The sequence below is a fragment of the Streptacidiphilus alkalitolerans genome (assembly GCF_042511045.1).
In the GTDB taxonomy this organism is placed as follows: domain Bacteria; phylum Actinomycetota; class Actinomycetes; order Streptomycetales; family Streptomycetaceae; genus Streptacidiphilus; species Streptacidiphilus alkalitolerans.
Genome location: NZ_JBHEZX010000010.1, coordinates 82,483 through 109,209, shown reverse-complemented (window position 1 = coordinate 109,209; position 26,727 = coordinate 82,483). Strand labels below are relative to the sequence as shown.

Annotated in this window: 24 protein-coding genes; 17 read left to right on the top strand and 7 right to left on the bottom strand. The window is 71.6% G+C overall.

Annotated features, from left to right (window positions below; translation table 11 throughout):
- Nucleotides 1-149: 149 nt before the first annotated feature.
- A complete protein-coding gene (gene lon, locus ACEZDG_RS22845) occupies nt 150-2,627 on the bottom strand; it encodes an endopeptidase La (protein WP_380512531.1) in 2,478 nt (825 codons plus the stop codon).
- Nucleotides 2,628-2,780: 153 nt separating this feature from the next.
- Here lon and ACEZDG_RS22840 point away from each other — a divergent pair, with 153 nt between their 5' ends.
- From ACEZDG_RS22840 to ACEZDG_RS22810, 7 genes are all read left to right on the top strand, one after another.
- Nucleotides 2,781-3,497: a spermidine synthase gene (locus ACEZDG_RS22840; RefSeq protein WP_380512529.1), complete on the top strand. Its 717-nt coding sequence runs from the start codon at nt 2,781-2,783 to the stop codon at nt 3,495-3,497.
- Between the two features lie 202 nt (nt 3,498-3,699).
- Entirely contained in the window at nt 3,700-4,434 is a 735-nt protein-coding gene (locus tag ACEZDG_RS22835; RefSeq protein ID WP_380512527.1) for a response regulator transcription factor, read from the top strand.
- Nucleotides 4,431-5,570, top strand: a complete 1,140-nt coding sequence (locus ACEZDG_RS22830) for a sensor histidine kinase (RefSeq protein ID WP_380512525.1) — start codon at nt 4,431-4,433, stop codon at nt 5,568-5,570. The genes ACEZDG_RS22835 and ACEZDG_RS22830 overlap by 4 nt, the downstream gene beginning before the upstream one ends.
- Before the next feature lie 303 nt (nt 5,571-5,873).
- Nucleotides 5,874-9,785, top strand: a complete 3,912-nt coding sequence (locus ACEZDG_RS22825; protein ID WP_380512524.1) for a multifunctional oxoglutarate decarboxylase/oxoglutarate dehydrogenase thiamine pyrophosphate-binding subunit/dihydrolipoyllysine-residue succinyltransferase subunit — start codon at nt 5,874-5,876, stop codon at nt 9,783-9,785.
- Nucleotides 9,786-9,888: 103 nt separating this feature from the next.
- Nucleotides 9,889-10,068 carry a DUF6104 family protein gene (locus ACEZDG_RS22820; RefSeq protein WP_380512522.1) on the top strand — a complete coding sequence of 60 codons (180 nt, stop codon included), beginning with the start codon at nt 9,889-9,891 and terminating at the stop codon, nt 10,066-10,068.
- Between the two features lie 92 nt (nt 10,069-10,160).
- A complete protein-coding gene (locus ACEZDG_RS22815; RefSeq protein ID WP_380512520.1) occupies nt 10,161-11,039 on the top strand; it encodes a DUF4097 family beta strand repeat-containing protein in 879 nt (292 codons plus the stop codon).
- Nucleotides 11,036-12,055 (top strand): helix-turn-helix transcriptional regulator, encoded by a 1,020-nt coding sequence (locus tag ACEZDG_RS22810; RefSeq protein WP_380512518.1) that lies wholly within the window; start codon nt 11,036-11,038, stop codon nt 12,053-12,055. The genes ACEZDG_RS22815 and ACEZDG_RS22810 overlap by 4 nt, the downstream gene beginning before the upstream one ends.
- Before the next feature lie 97 nt (nt 12,056-12,152).
- On the opposite strand, the gene ACEZDG_RS22805 is transcribed toward ACEZDG_RS22810, so the two are convergent.
- Nucleotides 12,153-13,112: a zinc-binding dehydrogenase gene (locus ACEZDG_RS22805; protein ID WP_380512516.1), complete on the bottom strand. Its 960-nt coding sequence runs from the start codon at nt 13,110-13,112 to the stop codon at nt 12,153-12,155.
- Nucleotides 13,113-13,263: 151 nt separating this feature from the next.
- The gene (locus ACEZDG_RS22800) at nt 13,264-14,460 is read right to left on the bottom strand and encodes an NAD(P)-dependent malic enzyme (RefSeq protein ID WP_380512514.1); all 1,197 of its coding nucleotides are present in this window, start codon (nt 14,458-14,460) and stop codon (nt 13,264-13,266) included.
- A gap of 497 nt (nt 14,461-14,957) precedes the next feature.
- Between ACEZDG_RS22800 and ACEZDG_RS22795 the strand changes: the two genes are divergently transcribed.
- The 4 genes from ACEZDG_RS22795 (at nt 14,958) to ACEZDG_RS22780 (ending at nt 18,394) form a co-directional block, all read left to right on the top strand.
- Entirely contained in the window at nt 14,958-15,899 is a 942-nt protein-coding gene (locus ACEZDG_RS22795) for an ABC transporter substrate-binding protein (protein WP_380512512.1), read from the top strand.
- Nucleotides 15,900-15,965: 66 nt separating this feature from the next.
- Nucleotides 15,966-16,898, top strand: a complete 933-nt coding sequence (locus ACEZDG_RS22790; RefSeq protein WP_380512510.1) for an amino acid ABC transporter permease — start codon at nt 15,966-15,968, stop codon at nt 16,896-16,898.
- Nucleotides 16,895-17,662 carry an amino acid ABC transporter ATP-binding protein gene (locus ACEZDG_RS22785; protein ID WP_380512509.1) on the top strand — a complete coding sequence of 256 codons (768 nt, stop codon included), beginning with the start codon at nt 16,895-16,897 and terminating at the stop codon, nt 17,660-17,662. The genes ACEZDG_RS22790 and ACEZDG_RS22785 overlap by 4 nt, the downstream gene beginning before the upstream one ends.
- A gap of 132 nt (nt 17,663-17,794) precedes the next feature.
- Nucleotides 17,795-18,394, top strand: coding sequence for a CGNR zinc finger domain-containing protein (locus tag ACEZDG_RS22780; protein WP_380512507.1), 600 nt, complete (start codon nt 17,795-17,797; stop codon nt 18,392-18,394).
- A gap of 68 nt (nt 18,395-18,462) precedes the next feature.
- Here the strand turns inward: ACEZDG_RS22780 and sodX are convergent, their stop codons facing one another.
- Nucleotides 18,463-18,822, bottom strand: a complete 360-nt coding sequence (gene sodX, locus ACEZDG_RS22775) for a nickel-type superoxide dismutase maturation protease (RefSeq protein WP_380512506.1) — start codon at nt 18,820-18,822, stop codon at nt 18,463-18,465.
- 326 nt (nt 18,823-19,148) lie between these two features.
- Here sodX and sodN point away from each other — a divergent pair, with 326 nt between their 5' ends.
- The gene (gene sodN / locus ACEZDG_RS22770) at nt 19,149-19,544 is read left to right on the top strand and encodes a superoxide dismutase, Ni (RefSeq protein WP_380512504.1); all 396 of its coding nucleotides are present in this window, start codon (nt 19,149-19,151) and stop codon (nt 19,542-19,544) included.
- Between the two features lie 49 nt (nt 19,545-19,593).
- Here sodN and ACEZDG_RS22765 read toward each other — a convergent pair whose 3' ends face one another.
- Nucleotides 19,594-20,778: an MFS transporter gene (locus ACEZDG_RS22765; RefSeq protein WP_380512502.1), complete on the bottom strand. Its 1,185-nt coding sequence runs from the start codon at nt 20,776-20,778 to the stop codon at nt 19,594-19,596.
- Between the two features lie 80 nt (nt 20,779-20,858).
- Here ACEZDG_RS22765 and ACEZDG_RS22760 point away from each other — a divergent pair, with 80 nt between their 5' ends.
- Complete coding sequence (locus ACEZDG_RS22760) at nt 20,859-21,899, top strand: ArsR/SmtB family transcription factor (RefSeq protein WP_380512835.1); 1,041 nt, start codon at nt 20,859-20,861, stop codon at nt 21,897-21,899.
- A gap of 7 nt (nt 21,900-21,906) precedes the next feature.
- Here the strand turns inward: ACEZDG_RS22760 and ACEZDG_RS22755 are convergent, their stop codons facing one another.
- Nucleotides 21,907-23,514, bottom strand: coding sequence for a Na+/H+ antiporter (locus tag ACEZDG_RS22755; protein ID WP_380512500.1), 1,608 nt, complete (start codon nt 23,512-23,514; stop codon nt 21,907-21,909).
- An 82-nt stretch (nt 23,515-23,596) separates the two neighbouring features.
- Between ACEZDG_RS22755 and ACEZDG_RS22750 the strand changes: the two genes are divergently transcribed.
- From ACEZDG_RS22750 to ACEZDG_RS22735, 4 genes are all read left to right on the top strand, one after another.
- Nucleotides 23,597-23,857 (top strand): UBP-type zinc finger domain-containing protein, encoded by a 261-nt coding sequence (locus ACEZDG_RS22750; protein WP_380512833.1) that lies wholly within the window; start codon nt 23,597-23,599, stop codon nt 23,855-23,857.
- 42 nt (nt 23,858-23,899) lie between these two features.
- Nucleotides 23,900-24,412 (top strand): GNAT family N-acetyltransferase, encoded by a 513-nt coding sequence (locus tag ACEZDG_RS22745; protein WP_380512499.1) that lies wholly within the window; start codon nt 23,900-23,902, stop codon nt 24,410-24,412.
- A 205-nt stretch (nt 24,413-24,617) separates the two neighbouring features.
- A complete protein-coding gene (locus ACEZDG_RS22740; protein WP_380512497.1) occupies nt 24,618-25,031 on the top strand; it encodes an anti-sigma regulatory factor in 414 nt (137 codons plus the stop codon).
- A 189-nt stretch (nt 25,032-25,220) separates the two neighbouring features.
- A complete protein-coding gene (locus ACEZDG_RS22735; protein ID WP_380512496.1) occupies nt 25,221-26,213 on the top strand; it encodes an RNA polymerase sigma factor SigF in 993 nt (330 codons plus the stop codon).
- 2 nt (nt 26,214-26,215) lie between these two features.
- Here ACEZDG_RS22735 and ACEZDG_RS22730 read toward each other — a convergent pair whose 3' ends face one another.
- On the bottom strand, nt 26,216-26,677 hold the full coding sequence (locus ACEZDG_RS22730) for a hypothetical protein (RefSeq protein WP_380512494.1): 462 nt from the start codon (nt 26,675-26,677) through the stop codon (nt 26,216-26,218).
- Nucleotides 26,678-26,727 lie beyond the last annotated feature (50 nt).

The following is a 26,727-nucleotide window of genomic DNA, read 5'->3' as shown; positions in this document are numbered from 1 at the left end:
TTCTCGCAGGTCCCGTCCAACCGGGGGACGAACCCCCGGAGGCCGACGGTTCCTGGCCCGGCCCCGCTGTGGGATACACCATGCCGGAAGCGCGCGGGGGCGGCAGCGGTGTGCACCGCTGCCGCCCCGTACTCGGTCCGATTCCGCTGCTAGGCCGCGACCGACTTCCGGCCGGCCGGGCCGGACAGGTCCACCGGCTTGGTCAGCGACACCGCCGGCTCCAGGGCCAGTTCCAGCACCTGGCGGACGTCGGAGACCGGGTGGACCGTCAGCCGCTCCAGCACCTCGGCCGGGACGTCGTCCAGGTCGGCCTCGTTGCGGGAGGGGATCAGCACGGTGGTGATCCCGGCCCGGTCGGCGGCGAGCAGCTTCTGCTTCACCCCGCCGATCGGCAGCACCCGGCCGGTCAGCGAGACCTCACCGGTCATCGCCACCTCGGTCCGCACCTTGCGGCCGGAGAGCAGCGAGGCCAGCGCGGTGGTCATGGTGACACCCGCGCTCGGGCCGTCCTTGGGCACGGCCCCGGCCGGGACGTGCACATGGATGCCGCGGTCCCGCAGCGAGGTGACCGGCAGCTCCAGCTCGGCCCCGTGCGAGCGCAGGAAGGACAGCGCGATCTGCGCGGACTCCTTCATCACGTCGCCCAGCTGGCCGGTCAGGGTCAGCCCGGTGGTGCCGGTCTCGGCGTCGGCCAGCGAGGCCTCGATGTAGAGGACGTCGCCGCCGGCGCCGGTGACGGCCAGGCCGGTGGCCACACCGGGCACCGCCGTCCGCCGCTCGCCGGGCTTCTGCGCCGCCTCGGGGGTGTGGTGCGGACGGCCGATCAGGCCGCGCAGGTCCTCGGCCGCGACCGTGCGGGGCAGCTCGGCGCCGTCCGCGCCCAGCTCCTGCTCCGCCGCGACCTTGCGCAGGATCCGCGCCACCGCCCGCTCCAGGCTGCGCACGCCCGCCTCGCGGGTGTACTCGCCGGCCAGGCTGCGCAGCGCCTCCTCGGTCACCACGACCTCGTCGGCGCCGAGGCCGGCCCGCTCCAGCTGACGGGGCAGCAGGTGGTCCCGGGCGATGACAATCTTCTCGTCCTCGGTGTAGCCGTCCAGGCGGACCAGCTCCATCCGGTCGAGCAGCGCCTCCGGGATCGCCTCCAGGACGTTGGCGGTGGCCAGGAAGACCACGTCGGAGAGGTCGAGCTCGACCTCCAGGTAGTGGTCCCTGAAGGTGTGGTTCTGCGCCGGGTCGAGCACCTCGAGCAGGGCGGCGGCCGGGTCGCCCCGGTAGTCGGAGCCGACCTTGTCGATCTCGTCCAGCAGCACCACCGGGTTCATCGACCCGGCCTCCTTGATGGCCCGGACGATCCGGCCGGGCAGCGCGCCGACGTAGGTGCGCCGGTGGCCGCGGATCTCCGCCTCGTCCCGGACGCCGCCGAGCGCGACCCGGACGAAGGAGCGGCCCATGGCCCGCGCCACGGACTCGCCGAGCGAGGTCTTGCCGACCCCGGGCGGGCCCACCAGCGCCAGCACCGCGCCGCCGCGACGGCCGCCGACCAGGCCGAGGCCGCGGTCGGCCCGCCGCTTCCTGACGGCCAGGTACTCGACGATCCGGTCCTTGACGTCGTCCAGGCCGAAGTGGTCCGCGTCCAGCACGGCGCGGGCGCCGGCGATGTCGTAGGCGTCCTCGCTGCGCTCGTTCCAGGGCAGTTCGAGCACGGTGTCCAGCCAGGTGCGGATCCAGCTGCCCTCGGGCGAGGCGTCGGAGGAGCGCTCCAGCTTGTCGACCTCCTTGAGCGCGGCCTCGCGCACCTTCTCCGGCAGGTCGGCGGCCTCGACCCGGGCCCGGTAGTCCTCCTCCTCGGAGTCCGGGTCGCCGTTGAGGTCGGCCAGTTCCTTGCGCACCGCCTCCAGCTGACGGCGCAGCAGGAACTCCTTCTGCTGCTTCTCCATGCCCTCGGAGACGTCCTTGCGGATGGTCTCCGCGACGTCCTCCTCGGCGAGGTGGTCGCGCAGCAGCTGCAGCGAGAGCTTCAGCCGGGCCACCGGGTCCAGCTCCTCCAGCGCCCGCACCTTCTCGGCGCCGGTGAGGAAGGGCGCGTACCCGATGTTGTCGGCCAGGTCGGACAGGTCCTCGATGGCCGCGACCCGGTCCACCACCTGCCAGGCCCCGCGCTTCTGCAGCCAGGTCGTGGTCAGCGCCTTGTAGTCGCGCACCAGCTCGGCCACCGACCCGGGCAGCGGGTCGGGGACCGGGACCGTCTCCACCGGGCTGGCCTCCACCCACAGGGCGGCGCCGGGGCCGGTGGTGCCCGCCCCTATCCGCACCCGCCGCACCCCGCGCACCAGCGCGGCCGGGTCGCCGTCGGCGAGCCGCCCGACCTGCTCGACGCTGGCCAGGGTGCCGATCGCGCCGTAGTTTCCGTCGATCCTGGGCACCAGCAGCACCCGGGCCTTGCGCGCACTGGCCACGGTCCGGATACCGGGGGCGCGTGCCCCGCCGTCCCGCACCGCCGCCTGCGCCGCCTCGATGGCGGCGCGGACGTCGGGGTCGGACAGCTCCAGTGGAACGACCATGCCAGGCAGCACCGCGTCGTCGTCGAGCGGCAGCACCGGCAGGGTCAACGAGGACTCAGTCGCCATGATCTCTCCCAAGTAAGCAAAGTTGAGTTACCTGGACTAAAGGAGATTGACCCCCATTGTGTTCCCCGGCGCTGTTCGCCGTGAGCGATCAGGCAGGATAGGAGCCGAGCCTCCAGGGCGCCTACCGTTCCCAACGCCGAGAGACCGACCGCCATGCCCCTCCCTGACGACTTCCGCACCGCCACGTCCGACCTCGCCGAAGTACTCGACCGCCGCGAGGGCCCGTACGGCGAAGCGGTGCTCCGCCGGCGCGGAGACCGGTACGAGATCATCGCCAACGGCTGCTTCCTGATGGACACCTCGGACGGCTGCTCCGAACGCGCCCTGGTCACCGCCGCGCTGGACGCCTTCGCCGAGGGATCGCCGGGGACCGCGCCGCGGCTGCTGGTCGGCGGCCTGGGCGTGGGCTTCTCACTGGCCCAGGCCGCCGCCGACCCCCGCCCGCGGAGCGTCACCGTGCTGGAACGCGAGCAGGCCGTGATCGACTGGCACACCGCGGGGGACGCCCCGCTGGCCCGCTTCGCCGGGACCGGCCACCGGGACCCCCGGGTCCGGATCGTCCACGACGACCTGCTGCGCCACCTCGCCGAGGACGGCTCGGCCGGGCGCTACGACGTCCTCTGCCTGGACATCGACAACGGGCCCGACTGGACCGTCACCGAGTCCAACGACAGCCTCTACGGCGACGCCGGGCTGGCCCTGCTCCGGCGCACCCTCACCGACCGGGGCGTCCTGGCGGTCTGGAGCGCGGCCCCCTCCGCGGACTTCGAGCGGCGCCTGGCCGCACGGTTCCGCCGGGTGTGGTCGATCGAACTGGCGGTGGAAGCGGAACGGGGCCTGCCTGATGTGGTCCACCTCGCCACCCGGTAGGGTCTACGCCCATGCCGCCCCCCGAAAGGCCGGTTTGCAGCAGACGGTCTCCTCGGGGGCGCCACCGGTACGTACGCTGCTCCTGGCGGGGGCGGAGTACCGGGTGGAGAACAGTGGCTGAAGACCGGCAAGTACGGACGAAACAGTGCGGGTCCGCGCGGCGCCAGCCGTGCGGGAATCCGCGAGCCCTGGGGGCGGTGGCGTGGTCGTGACGGATGCACAGCAGCAGGAGACCAGTGGGACCGGAGGTCAGCGACGGGTCCTGGTGGTCGAGGACGAGCCGACGATCGCCGAGTCGATCGCGGCCAGACTCGGCGCGGAGGGCTTCCGGGTCGCCGTCTCCCACGACGGGCCCACGGCCGTGGACTGCTTCCAGACCTGGCAGCCCGACCTGGTCGTGCTCGATGTGATGCTGCCGGGATTCGACGGCCTGGAGGTGTGCCGCCGGATCCAGGCGCACCGCCCGGTCCCGGTGCTGATGCTGACCGCGCGCGACGACGAGACCGACCTGCTGGTCGGCCTGGGCGTCGGCGCGGACGACTACATGACCAAGCCCTTCTCCATGCGCGAGCTGGCGGCCCGGGTCAATGTGCTGCTGCGCCGGGTCGAGCGGGCCCAGCTGGCCGCCCGCACCCCGGTCGGCGGGACGCTGCGGCTGGGCGAGCTGGAGATCGACCACGTCCAGCGCCGGGTCCGGGTGGCCACCTCCGACGTGCACCTCACCCCGACCGAGTTCGACCTGCTGGCCTGCCTGGCCGCGCAGCCGCGCGCGGTGCTGACCCGCGAGCAGCTGCTGGCCGAGGTCTGGGACTGGACCGACGCCTCCGGCACCCGGACCGTGGACAGCCATGTGAAGGCGCTGCGCCGCAAGATCGGCGCCAACTGGATCCGCACGGTGCACGGCGTCGGCTACGCCCTGGAGGCTCCGGCGCCGTGACCGCTGACGCTGGGGGCGCCGCACCGAACCTGCTCCGGCGCGCGGCCGGGCGGGTCTGGGCGGACCTGCGCCCGCTGGACCCGCTGCGTTCGATCAAGGCCAAGCTGGCGGTCCTGGTGATCACCTCGGTGGGCATCTCCACGCTGATGGTGGTGCTGGCACTGAACTCGGACACCCAGATCCGGATCGTCATGATCTTCTCGGTGGTCGCCTCGCTGCTGATCACCCAGCTGCTGGCGCACGGGATGACCGCGCCGCTGCGGGAGATGACCGCGGCGGCCAGGGCGATGGCGGCCGGCGATTACAGCCGCGAGGTGCGGGCCACCTCGCGGGACGAGGTGGGCGAACTGGCCACCGCCTTCAACACCATGGCCGCGGACCTGGAGGCGGCCGACCGGCAGCGCCGGGAGCTGATCGCCAATGTCTCGCACGAGCTGCGCACCCCGATCGCCGCGCTGCGCGCCGTGCTGGAGAACGTGGTCGACGGGATCGTCCGCCCGGAGCCGGACACCATGGCCGCCGCGCTGGAGCAGACCGAACGGCTCGGCCGGCTGGTCTCCCACCTGCTGGACCTCTCCAAGATCGCCGACGGGGTGGCCTCGCTGGACGCCAGGGAGTTCGGCGTGGAGCCCTTCCTGACCGGGGTGCTGCGCGGGCTCACCGTGGACGGCTCCACCTCCGGCGGCGCCAGCAGCCGGCGCCGTGACGTGTCCCTCTCGCTGGACGTCTCCCCCGACCTCACCGCCGTCGCCGACCCGGAGCGGCTGCACCAGGTGGTGGCCAACCTGGTCGACAACTCCTGCCGGCACAGCCCCAAGGACGGCACGGTGACGGTGCGGGCCAGGGCCGAGGGCCCGCACGGCCTGCTGCTGGAGGTCGCCGACCAGGGCCCCGGCATCAGCCCGGAGGACCGGCACCGGGTGTTCGAGCGCTTCAGCCGCGGCAGCGGCCCCTCCGCCCAGGGCCCGGGCAGCGACGGCGGCACCGGCCTCGGCCTCGCCATCGCCCGCTGGGCGGTGGACCTGCACGGCGGAACCATCGCGGTCGCCGACTCCGAGGACGGCTGCCTGATCCGGATCACCCTGCCGGGACCGCGGCCCGCCCCGCGCCCGGAACGGCGGTCCGGCCGCGGCTGAGCCGCCGCCCGGATCACCTTGGGACGGAGTTGGGACAATTGCCCGAAGTGTTCCGCAGCGCGGCGGAGTTTCTGGCGATAGGCGGACAATTGTCCGCATTTGTCCGTACGTTCCGAGCGAACAGCCAATCGTTCTCCCCCACAACGACCGACCTCTAACATCCATTTTTCGCCAAACTCGGACCCCGGACTGTGATCTGGGCGACGCCGAGGGGGCGGGACCTGCGCGGACAGGCCCGGGGGGCGTAGCCTTGGCATCCGCTGTCCACCATTCTTAAGGAAGCGGAAGAGGGCGGTTGCCGCCGTGTCGCCAGAGTCCCCCCATACCTCAAACAGTTCGACCGCCACAGAACCGGGTTCGGTGCACACCGGCCCGGGCGCGGACCCGACCGCAGGGTTCGGTCCCAACGAGTGGCTCGTCGACGAGATCTACCAGCAGTACCTCCAGGACCCGGGTTCAGTGGACCGGGCCTGGTGGGACTTCTTCGCCGACTACCGAGCCGGTGCCGAGGCAGAGCAGACCGCGGGTGCCCCCGCCGGAGCCGAGGTGACGGCGGCAGCACAGACCGCCGCAGCCCCCTCGCCCCCGGCAGCGTCCCCCGCCCCGGTCGTGGCGGCTCCACCACCACCGCCGCCGACACCCGCGCCCGCACCGGTCGCGGCTCCGGCCGCACCGGCCCCGGTCGCCGCAGCGCCGGTCGCCGCCCCGCCGAAGCCGCCCGCCGCACCCGCCGCCCCGGCCCCGCGCCCGTCCGCCTCGCTCAACGGTGACGCCGCGCGCCATCCCATCCCGGCCGATCCGGCCGACACCTCTAAGGACAGCAAGAACGTGACGTCCCCCGTCGCCCCCACCGGTCCCGAGCTGATCGCCCTCAAGGGCCCGTCCGCCCGGATCGTCGCGAACATGGACGCCTCGCTCTCGATGCCCACGGCGACCAGCGTCCGCGCCGTCCCGGCGAAGCTGCTGATCGACAACCGCATCGTCATCAACAACCACCTGAAGCGCGCCCGTGGCGGGAAGGTCTCCTTCACCCACATCATCGGGTACGCCATGGTGCAGGCGATCAAGGCCATGCCGGCCATGAACCAGGGCTTCCAGGAGAAGGACGGCAAGCCCTTCCTGGTCAAGCCCGAGCACATCAACCTCGGCCTGGCGATCGACCTGACCAAGCCGAACGGCGACCGCCAGCTCGTCGTCGCCGCCATCAAGAAGGCCGAGACCCTCGACTTCTTCGGCTTCTGGCAGGCCTACGAGGACATCGTCCGCCGGGCCCGCACCAACAAGCTGACGGTGGACGACTTCTCCGGCGTCACCGCCTCGCTGACCAACCCCGGCGGCATCGGCACGGTGCACTCCGTCCCCCGCCTGATGCCCGGTCAGGGCACCATCCTCGGCGTCGGCGCGATGGAGTACCCGGCCGAGTTCCAGGGCTCGTCCCAGGAGACCCTGTCCCGCCTGGGCATCTCCAAGGTCATGACGCTGACCTCGACCTACGACCACCGGGTGATCCAGGGCGCGCAGTCCGGCGAGTTCCTCCGGACCATGCACCAGATGCTGCTGGGCCAGGCCGACTTCTACGACGAGATCTTCCAGTCGCTGCGGATCCCGTACGAGCCGGTCCGCTGGGCCACCGACGTGGACAACAGCCACGACAACGAGGTCAACAAGACCGCCCGGGTGATGGAGCTGATCCACTCCTACCGGGTCCGCGGCCACCTGATGGCCGACACCGACCCGCTGGAGTACAAGCAGCGCAAGCACCCGGACCTCGACGTCCAGGCGCACGACCTGACGCTGTGGGACCTGGAGCGGGAGTTCGCGGTCGGCGGCTTCGCCGGCAAGGCGATGATGAAGCTGCGCGACATCCTCGGCGTGCTGCGCGACTCGTACTGCCGCACCATCGGCATCGAGTACATGCACATCCAGGACCCCAAGCAGCGCCGCTGGATCCAGGCCCGGGTCGAGCGCGGCAACGACAAGCCGGAGCGCGAGGAGCAGCTGCGCATCCTGCGCCGGCTCAACGCGGCCGAGGCGTTCGAGACCTTCCTGCAGACCAAGTACGTCGGCCAGAAGCGCTTCTCGCTGGAGGGCGGCGAGTCCGTCATCCCGCTGCTGGACGCGGTCCTGGACTCCGCCGCCGAGGCGAAGCTGCAGGAGACGGTGATCGGCATGGCCCACCGCGGCCGGCTGAACGTGCTGGCGAACATCGTCGGCAAGTCCTACGCGCAGATCTTCCGGGAGTTCCAGGGCAACCTGGACCCGAAGTCGATGCACGGCTCCGGCGACGTCAAGTACCACCTGGGCTCCGAGGGCACCTTCACCGGCATCGACGGGGAGACCATCAAGGTCTCGCTGGCCGCGAACCCCTCGCACCTGGAGGCGGTCGACCCGGTGGTCGAGGGCATCGTCCGGGCCAAGCAGGACATCCAGGACAAGGCCGGCAACTCCTTCGACATCCTCGCCGTGCAGATCCACGGCGACGCGGCCTTCGCCGGCCAGGGCGTGGTCGCCGAGACCCTGAACATGTCGCAGCTGCGCGGCTACCGCACCGGCGGCACCGTGCACGTGGTGATCAACAACCAGGTCGGCTTCACCGCCGCCCCGGCCGCCTCGCGCTCCTCGATGTACTGCACCGACGTGGCCCGCATGATCGAGGCCCCGATCTTCCACGTGAACGGCGACGACCCGGAGGCCGTGGTCCGCGTCGCGCGGCTGGCCTTCGAGTTCCGCACCGCGTTCAACAAGGACGTGGTGATCGACCTCATCTGCTACCGCCGCCGGGGCCACAACGAGGCCGACAACCCCTCGTTCACCCAGCCGCTGATGTACGACCTGATCGACAAGAAGCGCTCGGTGCGCAAGCTCTACACCGAGGGCCTGATCGGTCGCGGCGACATCACGGTGGAGGAGGCCGAGCAGGCCCTCAAGGACTACCAGGACCAGCTGGAGAAGGTGTTCGCCGAGGTCCGCGAGGCCAACTCGACGCCCACCCCGGCCGCCAGCGCCCGTCCGACCGCGGACTTCCCGGTGTCGCTGCAGACCGCCATCTCCCAGGAGACGGTCAAGCGCATCGCCGAGTCCCAGGTCGCCCTCCCGGACTGGCTCACCGTGCACCCGCGGCTGCTGCCGCAGATGCAGCGCCGGGCCGCGATGATCGAGGACGGCACCATCGACTGGGCCATGGGCGAGACCCTCGCCATCGGCTCGCTGCTGATGGAGGGCCACCCGGTCCGGCTGGCCGGCCAGGACAGCCGCCGCGGCACCTTCGGCACCCGGCACGCGGTGCTGGTCGACCGGGTCACCGGCGAGGACTACACCCCGCTGCTCTACCTGACCGACGACCAGGCCCGCTACACCGTCTACGACTCGCTGCTCAGCGAGTACGCGGCGATGGGCTTCGAGTACGGCTACTCGCTGGCCCGCCCCAACGCCCTGGTGGCGTGGGAGGCCCAGTTCGGTGACTTCGTCAACGGCGCGATGACCATCGTGGACGAGTTCATCACCTCCGCCGAGGCCAAGTGGGGCCAGACCTCCGGGGTCACCCTGCTGCTGCCGCACGGCTACGAGGGCCAGGGGCCGGACCACTCGTCCGCCCGGATCGAGCGCTTCCTGCAGCTGTGCGCGGACAAGAACATGACCGTCGCCCAGCCGACCCTGCCGTCGAACTACTTCCACCTGCTGCGCTGGCAGGTGCACAACCCGCACCACAAGCCGCTGATCGTCTTCACCCCGAAGTCGATGCTGCGACTGAAGGCCGCGTCCTCGAAGACCGAGGAGTTCACCACCGGCGGCTTCCGCCCGGTGATCGGCGACGACACGGTCAACCCGGCCGAGGTCCGCAAGGTCGTCATCACGGCCGGCAAGTTCTACTACGACCTCGAGGCGGGCCGCACCGAGCGCGGCATCACCGACACCGCGCTGGTCCGGGTGGAGCGGCTCTACCCGCTGCCGATCGCCGAGCTCCAGGAGGAGCTGCAGCGCTACGGCGACGACGTCCAGTACGTCTGGGCCCAGGAGGAGCCGGCCAACCAGGGCGCGTGGCCGTTCATCGCGCTCAACCTGGTGGACCACCTGGACGTGGTGGTCGGCCGCAACGCCAACGGCTCCCGGCTCCGCCGGGTCGCCCGGGTCGCCTCCTCGGCCCCGGCCGTCGGCTCGGCCAAGCGCCACGCCGCGGAGCAGGCCCAGCTGGTCGAGGACGTCTTCTCGGTCTGACCGCGGTTCGGCAACAGCGACAGGCGACAAGCGACAAGAACGGGCCCGGCTCCCCTGGTGGGGGCCGGGCCCTGCCCGCACCCCCCAACAGGAGAGCCCGCACGTGTACTTCACCGATCGAGGCATCGAGGAGCTGCAGACCCGCCGCGGCGAGGAGGAGGTCAGCTTCGACTGGCTGGCCGACCGGCTGCAGGAGTTCGTGGACCTCAACCCCGAGTTCGAGGTCCCGGTCGAACGCCTGGCCACCTGGCTCGCCCGGCTGGACGACGAGGACGAGGACTGAGACAGTCGAGGACTGAAATCGCGATACTGCTTGACTTCCCGGCGACACGATATATCGTGAATATCGGAAGCCAGACCTATCGGGGAGTCAGCATGTCCGAGCAGTGGACCGTCAGCGCACCGCAGAAGCTCACCATCGACGGCGAGGTCACCCGGCTGCGGGTGCGCACCATCGCAGGCGCCGTGAACGTCGTCGCCGCCGACGGCCCGGCCCGGATCGAGGTGACCGAGTTGGAGGGGCCACCGCTCACGGTGACCCTCGTCGACGGCGAGCTCACCGTCACCTACGACGACCTGACCTGGAAGGACTTCTCCTGGAAGTCCCTGCTGCCGTTCCTCCGCAAGTGGTCCGAGCACGCCAGGCGCCGCGCCGTGGTCTCGCTGACCGTCCCGGCCGGGGCCAAGGTCGAACTGGGCTCCGCCTCCTCCGACACCGTCATCTCCGGCATCACCGCCCCGGTGACCGTGCACAGCGCCAGCGGCTCGACCACCCTGGTCGGCCTCTCCGGGAAGGTCGAGGCCAACACCGCCTCCGGCAGCGTCCAGGCGCAGGGGGTGTCCGGCGACCTCAGGGTCAACACCGTCTCCGGCGAGCTGACCGTGTTCGAGGGCACCGGCGGCAGCATCAAGGCCAACTCGGTCAGCGGCGCGGTCACCGTCGACCTGGCCCAGGACAACACCATCGACGTCAACCTCACCAATGTCTCCGGTGAGGTCGCGGTCCGCATCCCGGCCCCCAGCGACGCCAAGGTCCACGCCAACACCACCAGCGGCAGCGTCTCCAGCGCCTTCGACGAGCTCCACGTGGGCGGCAGTTGGGGTGCCAAGCAGCTCACCGGAACCCTCGGCAAGGGCACCGGGAAGCTGAAGATCACCACGGTCTCCGGATCGGTCGCCCTGCTCCGCCGCCCCGCCCCCGAGGACGACGCCGCCCCGCTCGCCCTCGACTTCAACAAGGAGGACCAGGCATGAGTCCTGTCTTCGCTCACGGCCGCCTCCGTCTCTACCTGCTCAAGCTGCTGGACGAGGCCCCCCGCCACGGCTACGAGGTGATCCGGCTGCTGGAGGAGCGCTTCCACGGCCTGTACGCCCCCTCCGCCGGAACCGTCTACCCCCGGCTGGCCAAGCTGGAGCAGGAGGGACTGGTGTCCCACACCGTCGAGGGCGGCCGCAAGGTCTACCGGATCACCGAAGCCGGACGGGCCGAACTGGCCGGCCGCGCGGCGGAGATCGAGGCCCTGGAGTCCGAGATCCGCGACTCCGTCGCCCAGCTCGCCGACCAGATCCGCGAGGACGTCCGCGACTCCGCGAAGGACCTCCGCGAGGAGATGCGCCGGGCCGCCAAGGAGTCCCGCCGCCAGACCAGGAACACCGAGAAGGGCTGGGGCACCGACCCGGTCTGGGGCGACTTCCCCTGGACCATGCCCACCGGCATGGACAAGGAGTCCTGGCAGCGGACCAAGGAGGAGTGGCGCCAGGCCAAGGAACAGGCCAAGGAGCAGGCGCGGCAGGCCAAGGAGCAGGCCCACAGCGCCCGCGAGGAGGCCCGTGCCACCCGCGAGCAGACCAGGGCCGTCCGCGACCAGGTCCGCGCCGAGGCGCACCGGATCGGCGAGCAGATCCGGGCCGGGGCCAAGAACGGCGACTGGCCGAGCGGCCTCGCCGACGGGCTCTCCGAGCTGACCCGCACCCTCTCCGGCCTGGCCGACCCGTCCCGCTGGACCGGCCCGGCGCCGGAGCCGGAGGACAGCACCAGGATCGACCTGGACAAGGACGACACCGGCGACGACACCGGTCCGTCCACCGCCGACCTGCCGCCGTGGACGACCACCGACCCGGCCGGGGACCCGCTGCGCGAGCTGGGCGGCCTGCTGGACCGCTTCCGCGACGAGGTCCGCGACACCGCCAGGGACTCCGGCTTCGACGCCTCCGCCCTGGCCCGCGCCCGAGCCGTCCTCGCCGAAGCCGCCCGCCGCCTCCGCGGCTGACGGCGCCGGAGGCGCCTTCAGGGGCGCGGGGAACTGCGCGACCAGCCCTCGGCCGAGGGTCACGTCCGCCCGGTCCCCGCGCCCCGGTACGCCCCCGCTACGGCGTCAACACCACCTTGCCGAACACCTCGCCCTTCTCCAGCCGCGCGAACCCCTCCCGCGCCTCGGCCAGCGGCAGCACACTGTCGATCACCGGCCGGACCCCGGTCGTCGCGCACAGCTGCAGCAGCCCGGCCAGTTCCTCCTTGCTGCCCATCGTCGAACCGACGACCTTCAGTTCGAGGAAGAACACCCGGGTCAGCTCCGCCGGAGGATTCGGCCCGCTGGTCGCGCCGGAGATGACGATCGTCCCGCCCGGCTTCAGCGACTTCACCGAGTGCGACCAGGTGGCCGCGCCGACCGTCTCCATCACCGCGTCCACCCGCTCCGGCAGCCGCGCGCCGCTCGGGAAGACCTGGTCGGCGCCCAGCTCCCGGGCCCGCTCCGCCTTGGCGTCGTCCCGGCTGGTGGCCCACATCCGCAGCCCGGCGGCCTTCCCCAGCACGATCAGCGCGGTGGCGACGCCACCCCCGGCCCCCTGCACCAGCACCGTGGCGCCGGGCTTGACCCCGGCGTTGGTGAACAGCATCCGATAGGCCGTCAGCCAGGCCGTGGGCAGGCACGCCGCCTGCTCGAAGGACAGCTCGGCGGGCTTGGGCAGCAGATTCCAGGTCGGCACGGAGACCTGCTGGGCGAAGGTGCCCTGGTAGTGCTCGGTGAGGATGGAGCGCTGCTCCTTCGGCCCGACCCCGTGGCCGGTCTGGCCGATGACGGAATGCAGCACCACCTCGTTGCCGTCCTGGTCCACCCCGGCCGCGTCGCAGCCCAGGATCATCGGCAGTTTCTCGGCCGGCAGGCCGACCCCGCGCAGCGACCAGAGGTCGTGGTGGTTCAGGGTGGCGGCCTTCACCGTGACGGTGCTCCAGCCGGGGCGCGCCTCCGGTTCCGGGCGCTCGCCCAGTTCAAGCCCGCTCAGCGGGTCGTCGGCGTCGATACGGGCAGCATAGGCAGCAAACATGCCTCCGACCCTAGGACTGACCCGCCGTCACCCGGAACCACGGCGCGATGTGACATACATCTGCCGACGGTGCGGGCACCGGGGCTTGCGCCCCAGCCCCGCACACCCGCCGCGCACCAGCGCGCCCTCTGCGCGCGCCCCGCGCCCCCCGCTACCGCCGGGCGACGCCCTCGGCCCGGGCCGCGGCCGCGACCGCCTTGGTCACCGCGGGCGCCACCCGCGGGTCGAACGGGCTGGGAATGACCTGGTCCGCAGCCAGGTCCGGGCCGACCAGGTCGGCCAGCGCGTCCGCCGCGGCGATCTTCATGCCCTCGGTGATCCGGCTGGCCCGGACCTGCAGCGCCCCCGCGAAGATCCCGGGGAAGGCCAGCACATTGTTGATCTGGTTGGGGAAGTCGCTGCGCCCGGTGGCCACGACCGCCGCGTACCTGTGCGCCACCTCCGGGTGCACCTCGGGGTTCGGGTTGGCCATCGCGAAGATCAGGCAGTCCTTCGCCATGCTGGCGACCGCCGGCTCCGGCACCGTCCCGCCCGAGACGCCGATGAAGACGTCGGCCCCGGCCAACACCTCCACCAGCGAGCCGGACAGCCCGCCGCGGTTGGTCAGCTCGGCGATCTCCCGCTTCACGTCCGTCAGGTCGTCGCGGCCGACGTGGACCGCGCCCTGGCGGTCGCACAGCACCACGTCGCCGATGCCGGCCCCGACCAGGATCTTGGCGATGGCGATGCCCGCCGCGCCGGCCCCGGAGATGACCGCGCGCAGGTCGGCCAGGGTGCGGCCGGTGAGCGTGGCCGCGTTCCGCAGCGCCGCCAGGGTGACCACCGCGGTGCCGTGCTGGTCGTCGTGGAAGACCGGGATGTCCAGGGCCTCCTGCAGTCGGCGCTCGATCTCGAAGCAGCGCGGCGCGGAGATGTCCTCCAGGTTGATCCCGCCGAAGGACGGCGCCAGCCGGACCACCGTCTCGATGATCTCGTCGGTGTCCTTGGTGGCCAGCGCGATCGGCACCGCGTCGACGCCGCCGAACTGCTTGAACAGGATGGCCTTGCCCTCCATGACCGGCAGCGACGCCTCGGGGCCGATGTCGCCGAGGCCGAGCACGGCCGTCCCGTCGGTGACCACGGCCACCACATTGGACTTCCAGGTGTAGTCGTTCACCAGGTCGGGGGTCTCGGCGATGGCACTGCAGACCCGGGCCACCCCTGGGGTGTAGGCCAGGGACAGGTCGTCCGCGTCGCGCACCGGCACGGTCGCGGTGATCTCCATCTTCCCGCCGCGGTGCAGCGCGAAGACGGCGTCGATGGGATCCTGCTCGTCCATCGAACGGGGGCTGATGATCTCGGCTGCCACGATGACCTCTTCGTCGTCGTCGTACGGGTGAGGGTTGGTAGTGCTGCGTTGTGTCCGGTGGGTGCCATGTCGACACTAGCCGGGGCGAGTCGGCCGTACCTTCGTTTATTCGTCCACGTCACAGGGCCTGCACGGGGCCCGTGCTCGTTCGATCCGCCCGCACAGGCGATGGATCTGCACTCGAACGGGGGATGCGGAGAAGGGGTGACAAAGGCCGGAAAGCCGTCTCTGGGCGAGCGGGCCGTGCCAGTGAGGCGGTTCGGCTCCGGAGCCTGCGTCGTCGGCTTCCGGTCCTCGCGCCTCCCGGATCGGTCCCGATCCGGTGGCCTGCTCATGCAACGGGGGTCACCCGTTATGGGATTTTGACACAGGTGGTGACCCGAATGTCAGTGCGGGGGTGGCAAGATTCGATCTCATTCACTACAAGTGGCGTCGCATAAAGATGTGCACACCGCTGTGACGACTGCACACCCTCTCCCAGCAGGAGGCACCCCCTCATGGCCCGATTCACAGCCAGGCGCGTCATCACCACCGGTGCGGTCCTCGCGGCGAGCTCGCTGATGCTGACCGCCTGTGGCAGTTCCAAGATCGACGGCAACACCGGCGCGGCCCCCAACGCCTCGCAGACGGTGAACGCCGCCGGTCCCGACTCCGCCCTCGTGGCTCTGGTCCCCGCCGATCTCAAGGCCAAGGGCACGCTGACCGTGGCCACCGACTCGACCTACGCCCCGGACGAGTTCAAGGACGCCAGCGGCAAGGTCGTCGGCATGGACGTGGACATGGGCAACGCGATCCTGGCCAAGCTCGGCCTGAAGGCTGACTGGCAGAGCGCCGGTTTCGACAGCATCATCGTCGGCGTCGCCGCCAAGAAGTACGACATGAGCCTCTCCTCCTTCACCGATACCAAGGCGCGGGAGCAGCAGATCGACATGGTGCAGTACTTCACCGCTGGTGAGGCCGTCGCCGTGCTCACGGGCAACCCGGACAAGATCGGCGCCACCGCCGCCGACCTCTGCGGCATCAAGGTCGCCGTGCAGACCGGCACCACCGAGGCCGACGAGATCAAGAACACGATCAACCCCGCCTGCCTCAAGGCCGGAAAGAAGATCATCCCCAACGGCGGCGACAAGTTCGAGGCGCAGACCGACGCCACCACCGCGCTGGCCTCCAAGCGCGACCAGGCCATGATGGCCGACTCCCCCGTCATCGACTACGCCGTCAAGCAGAGCAATGGCGCACTGCAGAAGCTGGGCGACAACTACAACAATGCCCCCTACGGCATCGTCGTCCCCAAGGGCAGCGGCCTCGCCACGGCCATCCAGGGTGCGATCAAGGACCTGATCAAGGACGGCACCTACGCGCAGATCCTCAGCAAGTGGGGCGTCTCCTCGGGTGCGCTGACCGCGGACCAGATCGTCCTCAACGGCGCCACCAGCTGATCCGCCGATAGCGAGACGGAAGTCGGAATCATGACCACTCCTCAGGACTCACCACCTGGGGTGTCCATGACGAAGCGACGGCCCGAGGACATTCGGGCCGTCCCCGTCAGGCACCCCGGACGCTGGGTCGCCATCGCCGTGATCGCTGTGCTCGCGGCGATGTTCCTGCATGCCATGATCACCATCCCGATCCTGCACTGGGACGTGGTGACGCAGATCTTCGCCGACCACACGGTGATCGCCGGAGTCCAGCAGACCCTGCTGCTGACCCTCTGCGCCATGGTCCTCGGCATCGTCGGCGGCATCCTGCTCGCCGTGATGCGGCTCTCCAGCAACCCCGTGCTGAGCAGCGTCTCCTGGCTCTACATCTGGGTGTTCCGGGGCACTCCCGTGCTGGTCCAGCTGTTCTTCTGGAACTTCATGGGCGTGGTGTTCCCCCAGGTCGGCATCGGCATCCCGTTCGGTCCTGTGTTCCACTCCTGGAGCTACAACGACCTGGTGCCGCTGTTCGTCGCCTGTGTGCTGGGGCTGGGACTCAACGAGGCCGCCTACTTCTCGGAGATCGTCCGAGCGGGAATCCTCTCCGTGGACGAGGGTCAAGCCGAGGCCGCGTCCTCGCTGGGCCTGACCCATGCCCAGACGCTGCGCCGGATCGTGCTGCCGCAGGCGATGCGGGTCATCATCCCGCCGGCCGGCAACGAGACCATCTCGATGCTGAAGACGACCTCGCTGGTCAGCGCCATCTCCTTCGAGGAACTGACCCGCGCGGGCCAGGACATCGGCAACCGCACCCTCTATGTGATCCCGGCCCTGATCGCCATCAGCCTCTGGTACTTGCTGTTCACCTCAGTGCTCTCGATCGGCCAGTTCTACGTCGAGCGCTACTACGCGCGCGGCACCAACCGGGTCCTGCCGAGGACTCCCTGGCAGAAGGTCCGCGAGAACGTCTTCTCGATCAGCCTGCGCCGCAAGCCGACGGAGACGGAGGAGGCGGCATGACCACCGAGCCCATGGTCCGCGCCGAACAGGTGCACAAGTCGTACGGCGCGGTCGAGGTGCTGAAGGGCATCGACCTGGAGGTCAAGGCCGGGGAGGTGTTCTGCCTGGTCGGCCCGTCCGGGTCGGGCAAGTCCACCTTCCTGCGCTGCATCAACCACCTGGAGAAGATCAACGCGGGTCGGCTCTCGGTCGACGGCGACCTGGTCGGCTACACCGAGAAGAACGGCCGGCTCTACGAGCTGAGGGACCGTGAGGTCGCGCTGAAGCGGCGGGACATCGGCATGGTGTTCCAGCGCTTCAACCTCTTCCCGCACCTCACCGCGATGGAGAACATCATCGAGGCCCCGGTCCGGGTCAAGGGCGAGCCCAAGGCCGCCGCCCGGGAACGGGGCGCGGCCCTGCTGGCCCGGGTCGGCCTCGCCGACAAGGCCGGCAACTACCCCTCGCAGCTCTCCGGCGGGCAGCAGCAGCGGGTGGCGATCGCCCGTGCGCTCGCCATGGAGCCCAAGCTGATGCTCTTCGACGAGCCCACCTCGGCGCTCGACCCGGAGCTGGTCGGCGACGTCCTGGACGTCATGCGCGGCCTGGCCGAGGACGGGATGACCATGATCGTGGTCACCCATGAGATGGGCTTCGCCCGCGAGGTCGGCGACGCCCTGGTGTTCATGGACGACGGCATCGTGGTCGAGTCCGGCCACCCGCGCGAGGTGCTGACCAACCCCCAGCACGAACGCACCCGCGCCTTCCTCTCCAAGGTGCTCTGAGCGGTGGCTCCGGCGGTGCGCCGACCCCTCTGCGGCGCACCCCTCGCGGCCCCGGCCTCTCCACAGCGGAGGCCGGGGCCGCGACGTAAAAACCTTGGGGACGGCGCAGCCGTTACTACCGAGGAGCACACCGTGGAGCTCGCCTCCTACGCGGACCTGGCCGTCAGGCTGGTGAACACGGAGGAGCCCGATCGGCGCAAGGACGGGCTCACCACCGTGGAGGCCGTGCGCAAGCTGTTCAGCAGCGGCAGCCGAGGGATCAAGCTCGCCGACGAGGGCGACCTGCCGCGGTTGCGGTCGGTCCGGATCAGGCTGCGTGCCGTGTTCGAGTCCGCGGCCGAGGGCGACGAGAACCGCGCGGTGAACCTGCTCAACGAGCTGCTCACCGAGTACCCGGTCAGCCCGACCGTGTCCGGCCACGGCCTGCTGGACGACAAGGGCCGCCCGCAGTGGCACATGCACCTGGGCGAGCAGGCCAGTACCGCCACCGCGCTGTTCGCGGCCGGGGCCAGCATGGGCCTGGCCGTCCACCTCACCCAGCACGGGGTGGACCGGCTCGGCATCTGCCAGGCCGCGCCCTGCCGCAACGCCTACCTGGACACCTCCACCAACCGCTCCCGCCGCTACTGCTCGGACCGCTGCGCCACCCGCGCCAACGTGGCCGCGTACCGCGCCCGCAAGCGCGACGAGGCCCGCGAGACGCCCGGCGCGGGCGCCGGCGCACAGCCGTAGCGGGTGGCGCCCGGGGCGTCGGGCGCGCGGGCGCGGGCCTGGCAGCGCGCGCCCGGGGCCCGGCGGCGCTACAGCCCCGCGCGCACCCGGCGGAACACGCCGAAGCGGCGGGCCAGGGCGTACGGGGCACGGGTCAGCAGCGGCTCCAGCCAGCCGGCCGGGGCCAGCCAGGACGGGCGCGGGCTGATCCGCAGCAGCACCCGGCCGAGCACCAGCTCGTCCGGCACCGGGCCGAAGTCGCGGCTGTCGCTCTCCACCCGGCTGTTGTCGGACAGCAGCCACCAGCCGCCGCCGCGCCGCTCCACCGCGCGCTTCACCACGAACAGCTCCTGCCGCAGCGGATGCCGGGCCACCACGATCGCGCCGGCCCGCACCCGGCCGCCGTAGCGGCAGAACAGCCGGTCGCCGTGCGCCAGGGTGGGCGCCATTGACGGTCCGTCAACGTCGAGCACCCCGAACCGCCCAGGCCGGACTCCCCCCTCCGGCGGCTCCTGCGGGAGCGGGCCAGGGGCCGGTTCGTGCGTCTGCTCCGCCATGCCGTTCATCCCGTTCGTCCCGTTCGGCCGTGCCTGCCACCTGGCACACCACTGGCTTACTGCCGACTTGCTGCGTACCCGGTTCCATCTTCTCCCACTGTGCCCGTAAGTCCACGCTCCCTACAGCTTTTGCCCTAGGACCCCTGCCTCGGCGAGATTCGTCCGGCGATCCGGAGTAATCTCATGCCCGGGAAGACGATCACAGGAAAGGGACTTCCATGTTCTCTCGGCTGTTTGCACCGCGGATCACTGTCCACGCCCACTGCGACCTGCCCTGCGGCGTCTACGACCCGGCGCAGGCCCGTATCGAGGCCGAGTCGGTGAAGGCCACGCAGGAGAAGTACCAGGCCAACGACGACCCGCACTTCCGCGCCCGCGCCATCGTCATCAAGGAGGAGCGCGCCGAGCTGGCCAAGCACCACGTCTCGGTGCTGTGGTCCGACTACTTCAAGGCCCCGCACTTCGAGGCCTACCCCCAGCTGCACCAGCTGGTCAACGACACCCTGAAGGCGCTCAGCGCCGCCAAGGCGTCCACCGACCCGGCCACCGGCCAGAAGGCCCTGGACCTCATCGCCGAGGTCGACAAGATCTTCTGGGAGACGAAGAAGGCCTGATCGCCGCAGCGCACAGCCTGAGGGCCGGACGGGAGTACCCGTCCGGCCCTCAGTGCGTCACTGCCGGGGCCGGCCCGGGCGTGGGGCGGAGGCCCGGGGCGAGGGTGAGGGTGACGGTGACGGAGAGCAGCGCGATGACGGCCATCGCCGTTGCGGGGGAGGTGCGTTGGGCCACGGCGCCGGCCAGGGCGGCGCCGACGCCCTGCATGGCGAGCAGGCCGGAGGACTGCAGGCCGAACGCCTGTCCGCTCAGTTCCTCCGGGGTGAGCGCCATCAGCCGCTCCTGGAGCAGCAGGCTGGCGGAGTAGCCGATCGAGGCGAGGACGACCGCGGCCACCGCCAGCGGCAGTGACGGGTGCAGGGCGAAGACCAGGTAGGGGGCGGCGAGCAGCAGCCGCAGCGGGGCGCCCAGCCGTTCCCGCCAGCGCTGCGGGACGAACCGGCCGGTCAGGGTGTCCCCGGCGAGCATGCCGAGGGCGGCGCAGGCGAGCAGCAGCCCCGCGTGCGCGGGCGCGTAGGGGACGTAGAGGGACTCGCATCCCACGATCAGCCCGTTCGGCACCCACAGCGCGAGGTAGACGTAGCGGCGCGGCCTGGAGGACCACAGCCGCGCGTTGTTGCGCCAGGTCTCGGTGACCGACGGCCGCCCGGCGGCGCGCGGTGCCCGGCGGGCGAGGCCGAACCGGGCGAAGGCCGCGGCGGCGAGGTAGAGGGCGGCCCCGATCAGCAGGGTGCCGCGCGGGGACAGGGTGGTCACCAAAACGCCGCCGAGGGCGAATCCGCAGATCTGCACGGTGCCGACGGACATGTTCAGCACCGAGCGGCCGAGCAGGTAGCCCTCCCTCGGCAGGATCTGGCTGAGCAGTCCGTAGCGCACCCCGCCGCCCAGCGAGGCGACCATGCCGAGGACCAGCAGCATCACGAAGGCCGCCCACACCGGCAGTCCGGGGACGACCTGGGCAGCGGTGCCCAGGCCGAAGAGCAGGGCGATACCGGCCAGCGCGGCCCGCGGCGGCAGCCGGTCCGCCGCGGCCAGCAGCGTGGTCGCGCCGATCAGCTGCGCCAGCGAGGGGCCGAACATGGCGAGGGCGGACAGCAGCGGCGAGCCGGTACGGGTGAAGACCAGCGTCCCCAGCGCCAGGCCGCTCACGGTCTGGGCGGCCACCTGCGTGCCGGAGGTGAGAAAAAGCGGTGTGAACTCCGGTGCCCGGAAGACCTCTTGGTACGTGCGCATGGCCGGAGTCTCAGCTGCCCCGCCGGCCGGGGGTTACTGTTTCGCGGTACGGCGAAACCATGGCAGGACGAGGGGGACGGATGGGCTGGTGGCAGGTCAACGCGGACACGCTGGCGGGCAGCAGGTTCGTGGTCTCCCCGCTGGCCGAGGTGACCGCGAGCCTGCAGACGCTGGCCTTCGGGACCGCCGCGCACCCGGGCGAGCGCGCCTGGATCGACGCCCACCGGCCCGGCTACCGGGACCGGCTGGCCGCCGACCCGGTCACCGCGCAGCTGGTCAGGGCCGCACTGGGGACCGGCTGGAACGCGGCCTTCATCACCCCCACGCCGAACACGGGCGCAAGTGCAAGCGCAAGCACGAGCACGAGCCCGAGCACGACCGCCAACCGCGAGCCGTCGTTCGAGGAGGAGCTGGCGCGGGTCCGGGAGACGGCGCCCGAGGCCGCCCAGGCGGACCTGGTCGTCTCCCTGGGCGGCCCGCTGCCCGCCCTGCTGCAGCGCGCGGACCTGCCGGAGCGCGCGGCCGGGCTGCTGGAGTGGGTCTGGCGGGAGGCGGTGCTGCCGTCCTGGCCGCGGCGCCGGCGGATCATCGAGGCCGATGTGGTGGCGCGTACCGCGCAGTTGAGCACCGGCGGCTGGGCCGCGGCGCTGGACGACATGCGCCCGGGGATGCGCTGGCTGGGCGAGGGACGGCTGCAGATCAACACCCGCAACTACCCGCCGCGGGAGATCTCCGGGGCCCAGCTGCTGTTCGTCCCGGTCACCCCGCGCCGCGGCTGGGTCTCCTGGGACGCGCCGCACCGCTACGCCGTGGTGTACCCGTGCTCCGGCGCGCTGGCCGAGGCGGACCGGGCGGCGGCGCTGGCCGAGGCGCCCGGGCCGCTGGGCACGCTGCTCGGGCCTGCGCGGGCGGCTGTGCTGGTGCTGCTGGACGCCCCGAAGAGCACCACCCAGCTGGTGGCGCTGACCGGCCAGGGCCTGGGGTCGGTGGGCCGGCATCTGCGGATCCTGCTGGACGCCCGGCTGATCGACCGCCGCCGGTCCGGCCGGTCCGTCCTCTACTACCGCACCGGGATCGGCGAAGCCCTGGTCCAGGCCCAGACCCCTGCGAAACAGCACTGAGGCCCGGCTACTCCTCGCCGCGGTCGACCAGCGCCTCCTCGAAGTCCAGGTTGCGGATCAGCCGGCGCAGCAGCTCGTCGTCGATCCGGTCGTCGTCGCGGAGCCGGACGAAGACCTCGCGCTCGGCGGCGATGGTCTCCTTGCCGAGCCGCCGGTAGACGGCGTCCGCCGACTCCCCGCTCTCCTCGTCCACCGCGGAGCCCAGCCGCTCCCAGACCGCGTTCTGACGGCGGTCCAGGACCCGTCGGAGCCGGGTCTCCAGCGGCGCGGGCAGCCGGTTGCGGGGCTCGGCGAGCAGCACGTCGAGGCGTTCGGCGGCGGCGATCGAGGCGTCGTTCTGCGCCTGGGCCTCCAGCAGCACCTCGCGCTGCGGGTCGGGCGCGGGCAGCGGCAGGGCGCGGACCAGCCGGGGCAGGGTGAGGCCCTGCAGCAGCAGGGTGCCGATCACCACCACGAAGGTCAGATAGAGGATCAGGTCCCGGTCGGGGAAGGGGGTCCCGCCGGCGCTGTCCTTCACCGTCTCCGGGATCGAGAAGGCGACGGCCAGCGACACCACTCCGCGCATCCCGGCCCAGGCGATGACGAACGGCCTGGTCCAGTCGGGCATCCCCTCCCGTTCCCTGACCCTGGCGCTGAGCAGCACCGGAAGGTAGGTGGCGGGCCAGCACCAGACGAACCGCATCACGATCACCGCGCCGAGCACCAGCACCGCCCAGAGCAGCAGTTCGCCGGTCGAGTAGTGGCCGAGGGCCCGCAGCACCACCGGCAGCTGCAGCCCGATCAGCGCGAACACCGCCGACTCCAGGATGAAGGCGACCATCCGCCAGACCGAGTCCTCCTGCAGCCGCAGCGCGAAGTCGACGGTGTGGGCGTGGTGGCCGAGGTAGAGGCCGACCACGACCACCGCGATCACCCCGGAGGCGTGGAACGCCTCGGCGGCGGCGTAGGCGGCGAACGGGACCAGCAGCGAGAAGGTGTTCAGCAGCAGCCGGTCCCGCAGCCGGGTCCTGGCCCACTGCAGCGGCACCATCAGCACCAGCCCGACGGCGGTGCCGCCGAGCGCCGCGAGCAGGAACTCCCCGAAGGCCGTGCCCCAGGAGAAGCCCTCGCCGACCGCGGCGGCCACCGCGACCCGGTAGGCGGTGATCGCGGTGGCGTCGTTGACCAGGCTCTCGCCCTGCAGGATGGTGACGATCCGGCGCGGCAGCCCGACCTTGCGGGCGATCGCGGTGGCCGCGACGGCGTCGGGCGGCGCGACCACCGCGCCGAGCACGAACGCCGCGGCGATCGGCAGCCCGGGGATGACCGCGTAGGCGATCAGGCCGACCGCGAGGGTGCTGAACAGGACGTAGCCGACGGACAGCAGGGCGACCGGCCGGACGTTGGCGCGCAGCCCCCGGTAGGAGCTGTCCAGGGCCGCGGTGTAGAGCAGCGGCGGCAGTACCAGCGGCAGTACCAGCTCCGGGTCGAGGGTGTACTCGGGCACCCCGGGGACGTAGGAGGCGACCAGCCCCACCGCGACGAGCAGCAGCGGGGCCGAGAGCCGTATCCGCCGGGCCAGGCCGGCGACGGCGGCGCTGCCCGCGACAAGGGGCAGCAGTGCACTGGAGGACATGGCACACACCGAAGCACAGAGGGCGCGCGGATGGGGCGTACGGCGCGCAGCCGGGGCGCGTAGGCTGGCCGCTATGGCTGGAATGCACGGTTGCTCACACACCACGGACCTCCCCGTACCGGAGCCGGAGCCGCTCTCCAAGGACTGCGAGGAATGTGTGGCCATCGGCCAGCACCCGGTGCAGCTGCGGCTCTGCCTCAGTTGCGGCCATGTGGCCTGCTGCGACTCCAGCCCGAGCCGCCACGCCACCGCGCACTCCCGGGCCACCGGCCATCCGGTGATGCGCTCCTTCGAGCCGGGCGAGTCCTGGCGCTGGTGCTACGAGCACCGCTCGCTGGTCTGACCGGCGCGGAACGCAAGCGGGCACGGAACGTAGGCTGGGGCAATGATCAGAACCGCGCGTCCCGAGGACGTCCCGCAGATCGTCCGGTTCGTCCAGGAGCTCGCCCTGTACGAGAAGCTGCCGGAGGAGGCCAAGGCCACCGAGGAGCAGCTGCACACCGCGCTGTTCGGCCCGGAGGCGGCGGTCTTCGCCCACATCGCCGAGGACGACACCACCGGCAGGCCGGTCGGATTCGCCCTGTGGTTCCTGAACTTCTCCACCTGGGACGGCGTGCACGGCATCTACCTGGAGGACCTCTACGTCCGCCCGGAGGCCCGCGGCGGCGGCCACGGCAAGGCGCTGCTGACCGAGCTGGCCCGGATCTGCGTGCGGCGCGGCTACAGCAGGCTGCAGTGGTCGGTGCTGGACTGGAACGAGCCCTCGATCGGCTTCTACCGCTCGCTGGGCGCGGTGCCGCAGGACGAGTGGACGGTGTTCCGGCTCGCCGGAGGACCGCTCGCGGCGCTGGGCGCGACGGACGGCGGGGCCGACAGCGGGGCGGGCGGGCCCAGGTGAGAGATATCCTCACCCACATTGCCACGCTTCGCTTCTGACGACTTACCATGAGTCACTCGCAGGAGATGCGGGCGACACCGCGCCGGGGATCGCGATAGCGTCACCTCCCGGCAGGGCGTCACCGCACTGCGCACCGGAGCAACTGTGAGTCACCCGCGGCCGAGGCACCATCCACGGCAGCGGCGCAACACCATCGGAGGTGAGGGTGTCCCAGATCGACGGCGAGCCCGAGGGGAAGGACTTCGTCGAAGTCCGGCTGCCCGCGGCGGGTGCCTACCTCTCGGTCCTGCGGACCGCGACAGCGGGCCTCGCGGCCCGGCTCGACTTCACCCTCGACGAGATCGAGGATCTGCGGATCGCGGTCGACGAAGCCTGCGCCATCCTGCTCCAGCAGGCGGTCCCCGGAAGTGTTCTGACCTGCGTGTTCCGCCTGGTCGGCGACTCCCTGCGGGTCACCGTCTCGGCCCCGACCACGGACGGCCGCGCTCCCGAGCGCGACACCTTCGCCTGGACGGTGCTCTCCGCACTGGCCGGCGAGGTCGAGGCCACGGTCGAGGAGGACCGCACGGTCTCGATCAGTCTGCACAAGAAGCGCGGGGCGGGGCCGGGCCAGCCGTAACCGCCGGTTTCGGCGGCAGCGGAATCGGTAGCGGTGCAAACAAGTTGATCCCGGAACGGAATGGAACGGGGGATCGCCGTGGGTGATCTGGACCGCACAAGCGGTACCGGGGTGCAGTCGGCTGTGCCCGCTCAGGCGGGCGCCCCCGAGCCGGTACGTACCGGGGCGGAGCAGGCGGAGGACAGGGTGTTGGCAGACGATCCCGACCGTCCGGACCAGCAGGACGGGCTCGACGACAAGGTCCTCGACGAGACGGTCGAGGCCGACGACGACGGGGACAGCGACGACATCCTCGCCGACGTGGCCGCCGACGTGCTGGGCGAGGTCGCCGCCGAGGCGGCCGTGGCCGAGGGGGAGGACCCGGAGCACGCCCCTGCCCCGCCGCACGTCTGGGGCGGCGGCCGGCCGGCCGCGCAGCGCCACGGCGCCCCCGACCGGGAGGCCGCCCGCGCGCTGTTCGTGCAGCTGGCCGATCTGGCCAAGGACTCCCCCGAGCGGGTGGAGCTGCGGAACCAGCTGGTGCGGATGCACATCCCGCTGGTCGAGCACCTGGCCCGGCGGTTCCGCAACCGCGGCGAGCCGCTGGACGACCTGACCCAGGTCGCCACGATCGGGCTGATCAAGTCCGTGGACCGGTTCGACGTCGAGCGCGGGGTGGAGTTCTCCACCTACGCCACGCCCACCATCGTGGGCGAGATCAAGCGGCACTTCCGCGACAAGGGCTGGGCGGTCCGGGTCCCGCGCCGGCTGCAGGAGCTGCGGCTCTCGCTGACCACCGCGACCGGCGAGCTCTCCCAGCAGCACGGCCGCTCCCCCACCGTGCACGAGCTGGCCGAGCGGCTGGGCATCTCCGAGGAGGAGGTGCTGGAGGGCCTGGAGTCGGCGAACGCCTACAGCACCCTCTCGCTGGACGTCCCGGACACCGACGACGAGTCCCCCGCCGTCGCGGACACCCTGGGCTCGGAGGACGACGCCCTGGAGGGGGTGGAGTACCGCGAGTCGCTGAAGCCGCTGCTGGCCCAGCTGCCGCAGCGGGAGCAGCGGATCCTGGTGCTGCGCTTCTTCCGGAACATGACCCAGTCCCAGATCGCGGCCGAGGTCGGCATCTCGCAGATGCACGTGTCCCGGCTGCTGGCCAGGACCCTGGCCCAGCTCCGGGACAAGCTGCTGCTCGAGGAGTAGCGCTACCGCTTGCCGCCCGAGGGCCACAGCGCCGCCGTGGTCCTCGGGTGCAGCAGCAGCACGACTCCGGCGATGCCGAACAGCGCGCTCAGCACGCCGGCCGCGATCTGCGCGCCGCCGTTCTGGAAGGTGAAGTAGGTGACGGCCAGGCAGAGGGTGTCGACCATCACCGCCGGGCTGCGCCCCCAGCGCTTCAGCCGCAGCAGCGCGCGGCCCGCGAACAGCGGCAGCAGGCCCAGCAGCAGCACGATCACCGCGCCGAACTCGGTCAGCCCGACACCGGTCCTGGTGTGGGTGAACAGCGCCGCGACCATCAGATAGGCGCCGTAGCAGGCGATCAGCGCGCCCTGGAACACCGCTATGGCCGCTCCGGCCACCAGCGTCCAGGGGCGTTCGGTCGCCGCGGCGGCAGGACGGTCGGCCGCGGCGGCGGGGCGGGCGTTCGGCGAGGCGTCAGCAGTCACCTGCCAAGGCTAGCCTTCCCGTCCGGCCGAATTGTCGCGCCCCCTTCCGG

Coding starts and splice junctions, on each gene's coding strand:
- ACEZDG_RS22810 (WP_380512518.1), top strand. CDS start 11,036: ATGAGTCCTGTCTTCGCTCACGGCCGCCTCCGTCTCTACCTGCTCAAG.
- ACEZDG_RS22795 (WP_380512512.1), top strand. CDS start 14,958: ATGGCCCGATTCACAGCCAGGCGCGTCATCACCACCGGTGCGGTCCTC.
- lon (WP_380512531.1), bottom strand. CDS start 2,627: ATGGCGACTGAGTCCTCGTTGACCCTGCCGGTGCTGCCGCTCGACGAC.
- ACEZDG_RS22765 (WP_380512502.1), bottom strand. CDS start 20,778: ATGCGCACGTACCAAGAGGTCTTCCGGGCACCGGAGTTCACACCGCTT.
- ACEZDG_RS22785 (WP_380512509.1), top strand. CDS start 16,895: ATGACCACCGAGCCCATGGTCCGCGCCGAACAGGTGCACAAGTCGTAC.
- ACEZDG_RS22745 (WP_380512499.1), top strand. CDS start 23,900: ATGATCAGAACCGCGCGTCCCGAGGACGTCCCGCAGATCGTCCGGTTC.
- ACEZDG_RS22840 (WP_380512529.1), top strand. CDS start 2,781: ATGCCCCTCCCTGACGACTTCCGCACCGCCACGTCCGACCTCGCCGAA.
- ACEZDG_RS22815 (WP_380512520.1), top strand. CDS start 10,161: ATGTCCGAGCAGTGGACCGTCAGCGCACCGCAGAAGCTCACCATCGAC.
- ACEZDG_RS22755 (WP_380512500.1), bottom strand. CDS start 23,514: ATGTCCTCCAGTGCACTGCTGCCCCTTGTCGCGGGCAGCGCCGCCGTC.
- ACEZDG_RS22750 (WP_380512833.1), top strand. CDS start 23,597: ATGCACGGTTGCTCACACACCACGGACCTCCCCGTACCGGAGCCGGAG.
- sodN (WP_380512504.1), top strand. CDS start 19,149: ATGTTCTCTCGGCTGTTTGCACCGCGGATCACTGTCCACGCCCACTGC.
- ACEZDG_RS22790 (WP_380512510.1), top strand. CDS start 15,966: ATGACGAAGCGACGGCCCGAGGACATTCGGGCCGTCCCCGTCAGGCAC.
- ACEZDG_RS22805 (WP_380512516.1), bottom strand. CDS start 13,112: ATGTTTGCTGCCTATGCTGCCCGTATCGACGCCGACGACCCGCTGAGC.
- sodX (WP_380512506.1), bottom strand. CDS start 18,822: ATGGCGCCCACCCTGGCGCACGGCGACCGGCTGTTCTGCCGCTACGGC.
- ACEZDG_RS22760 (WP_380512835.1), top strand. CDS start 20,859: ATGGGCTGGTGGCAGGTCAACGCGGACACGCTGGCGGGCAGCAGGTTC.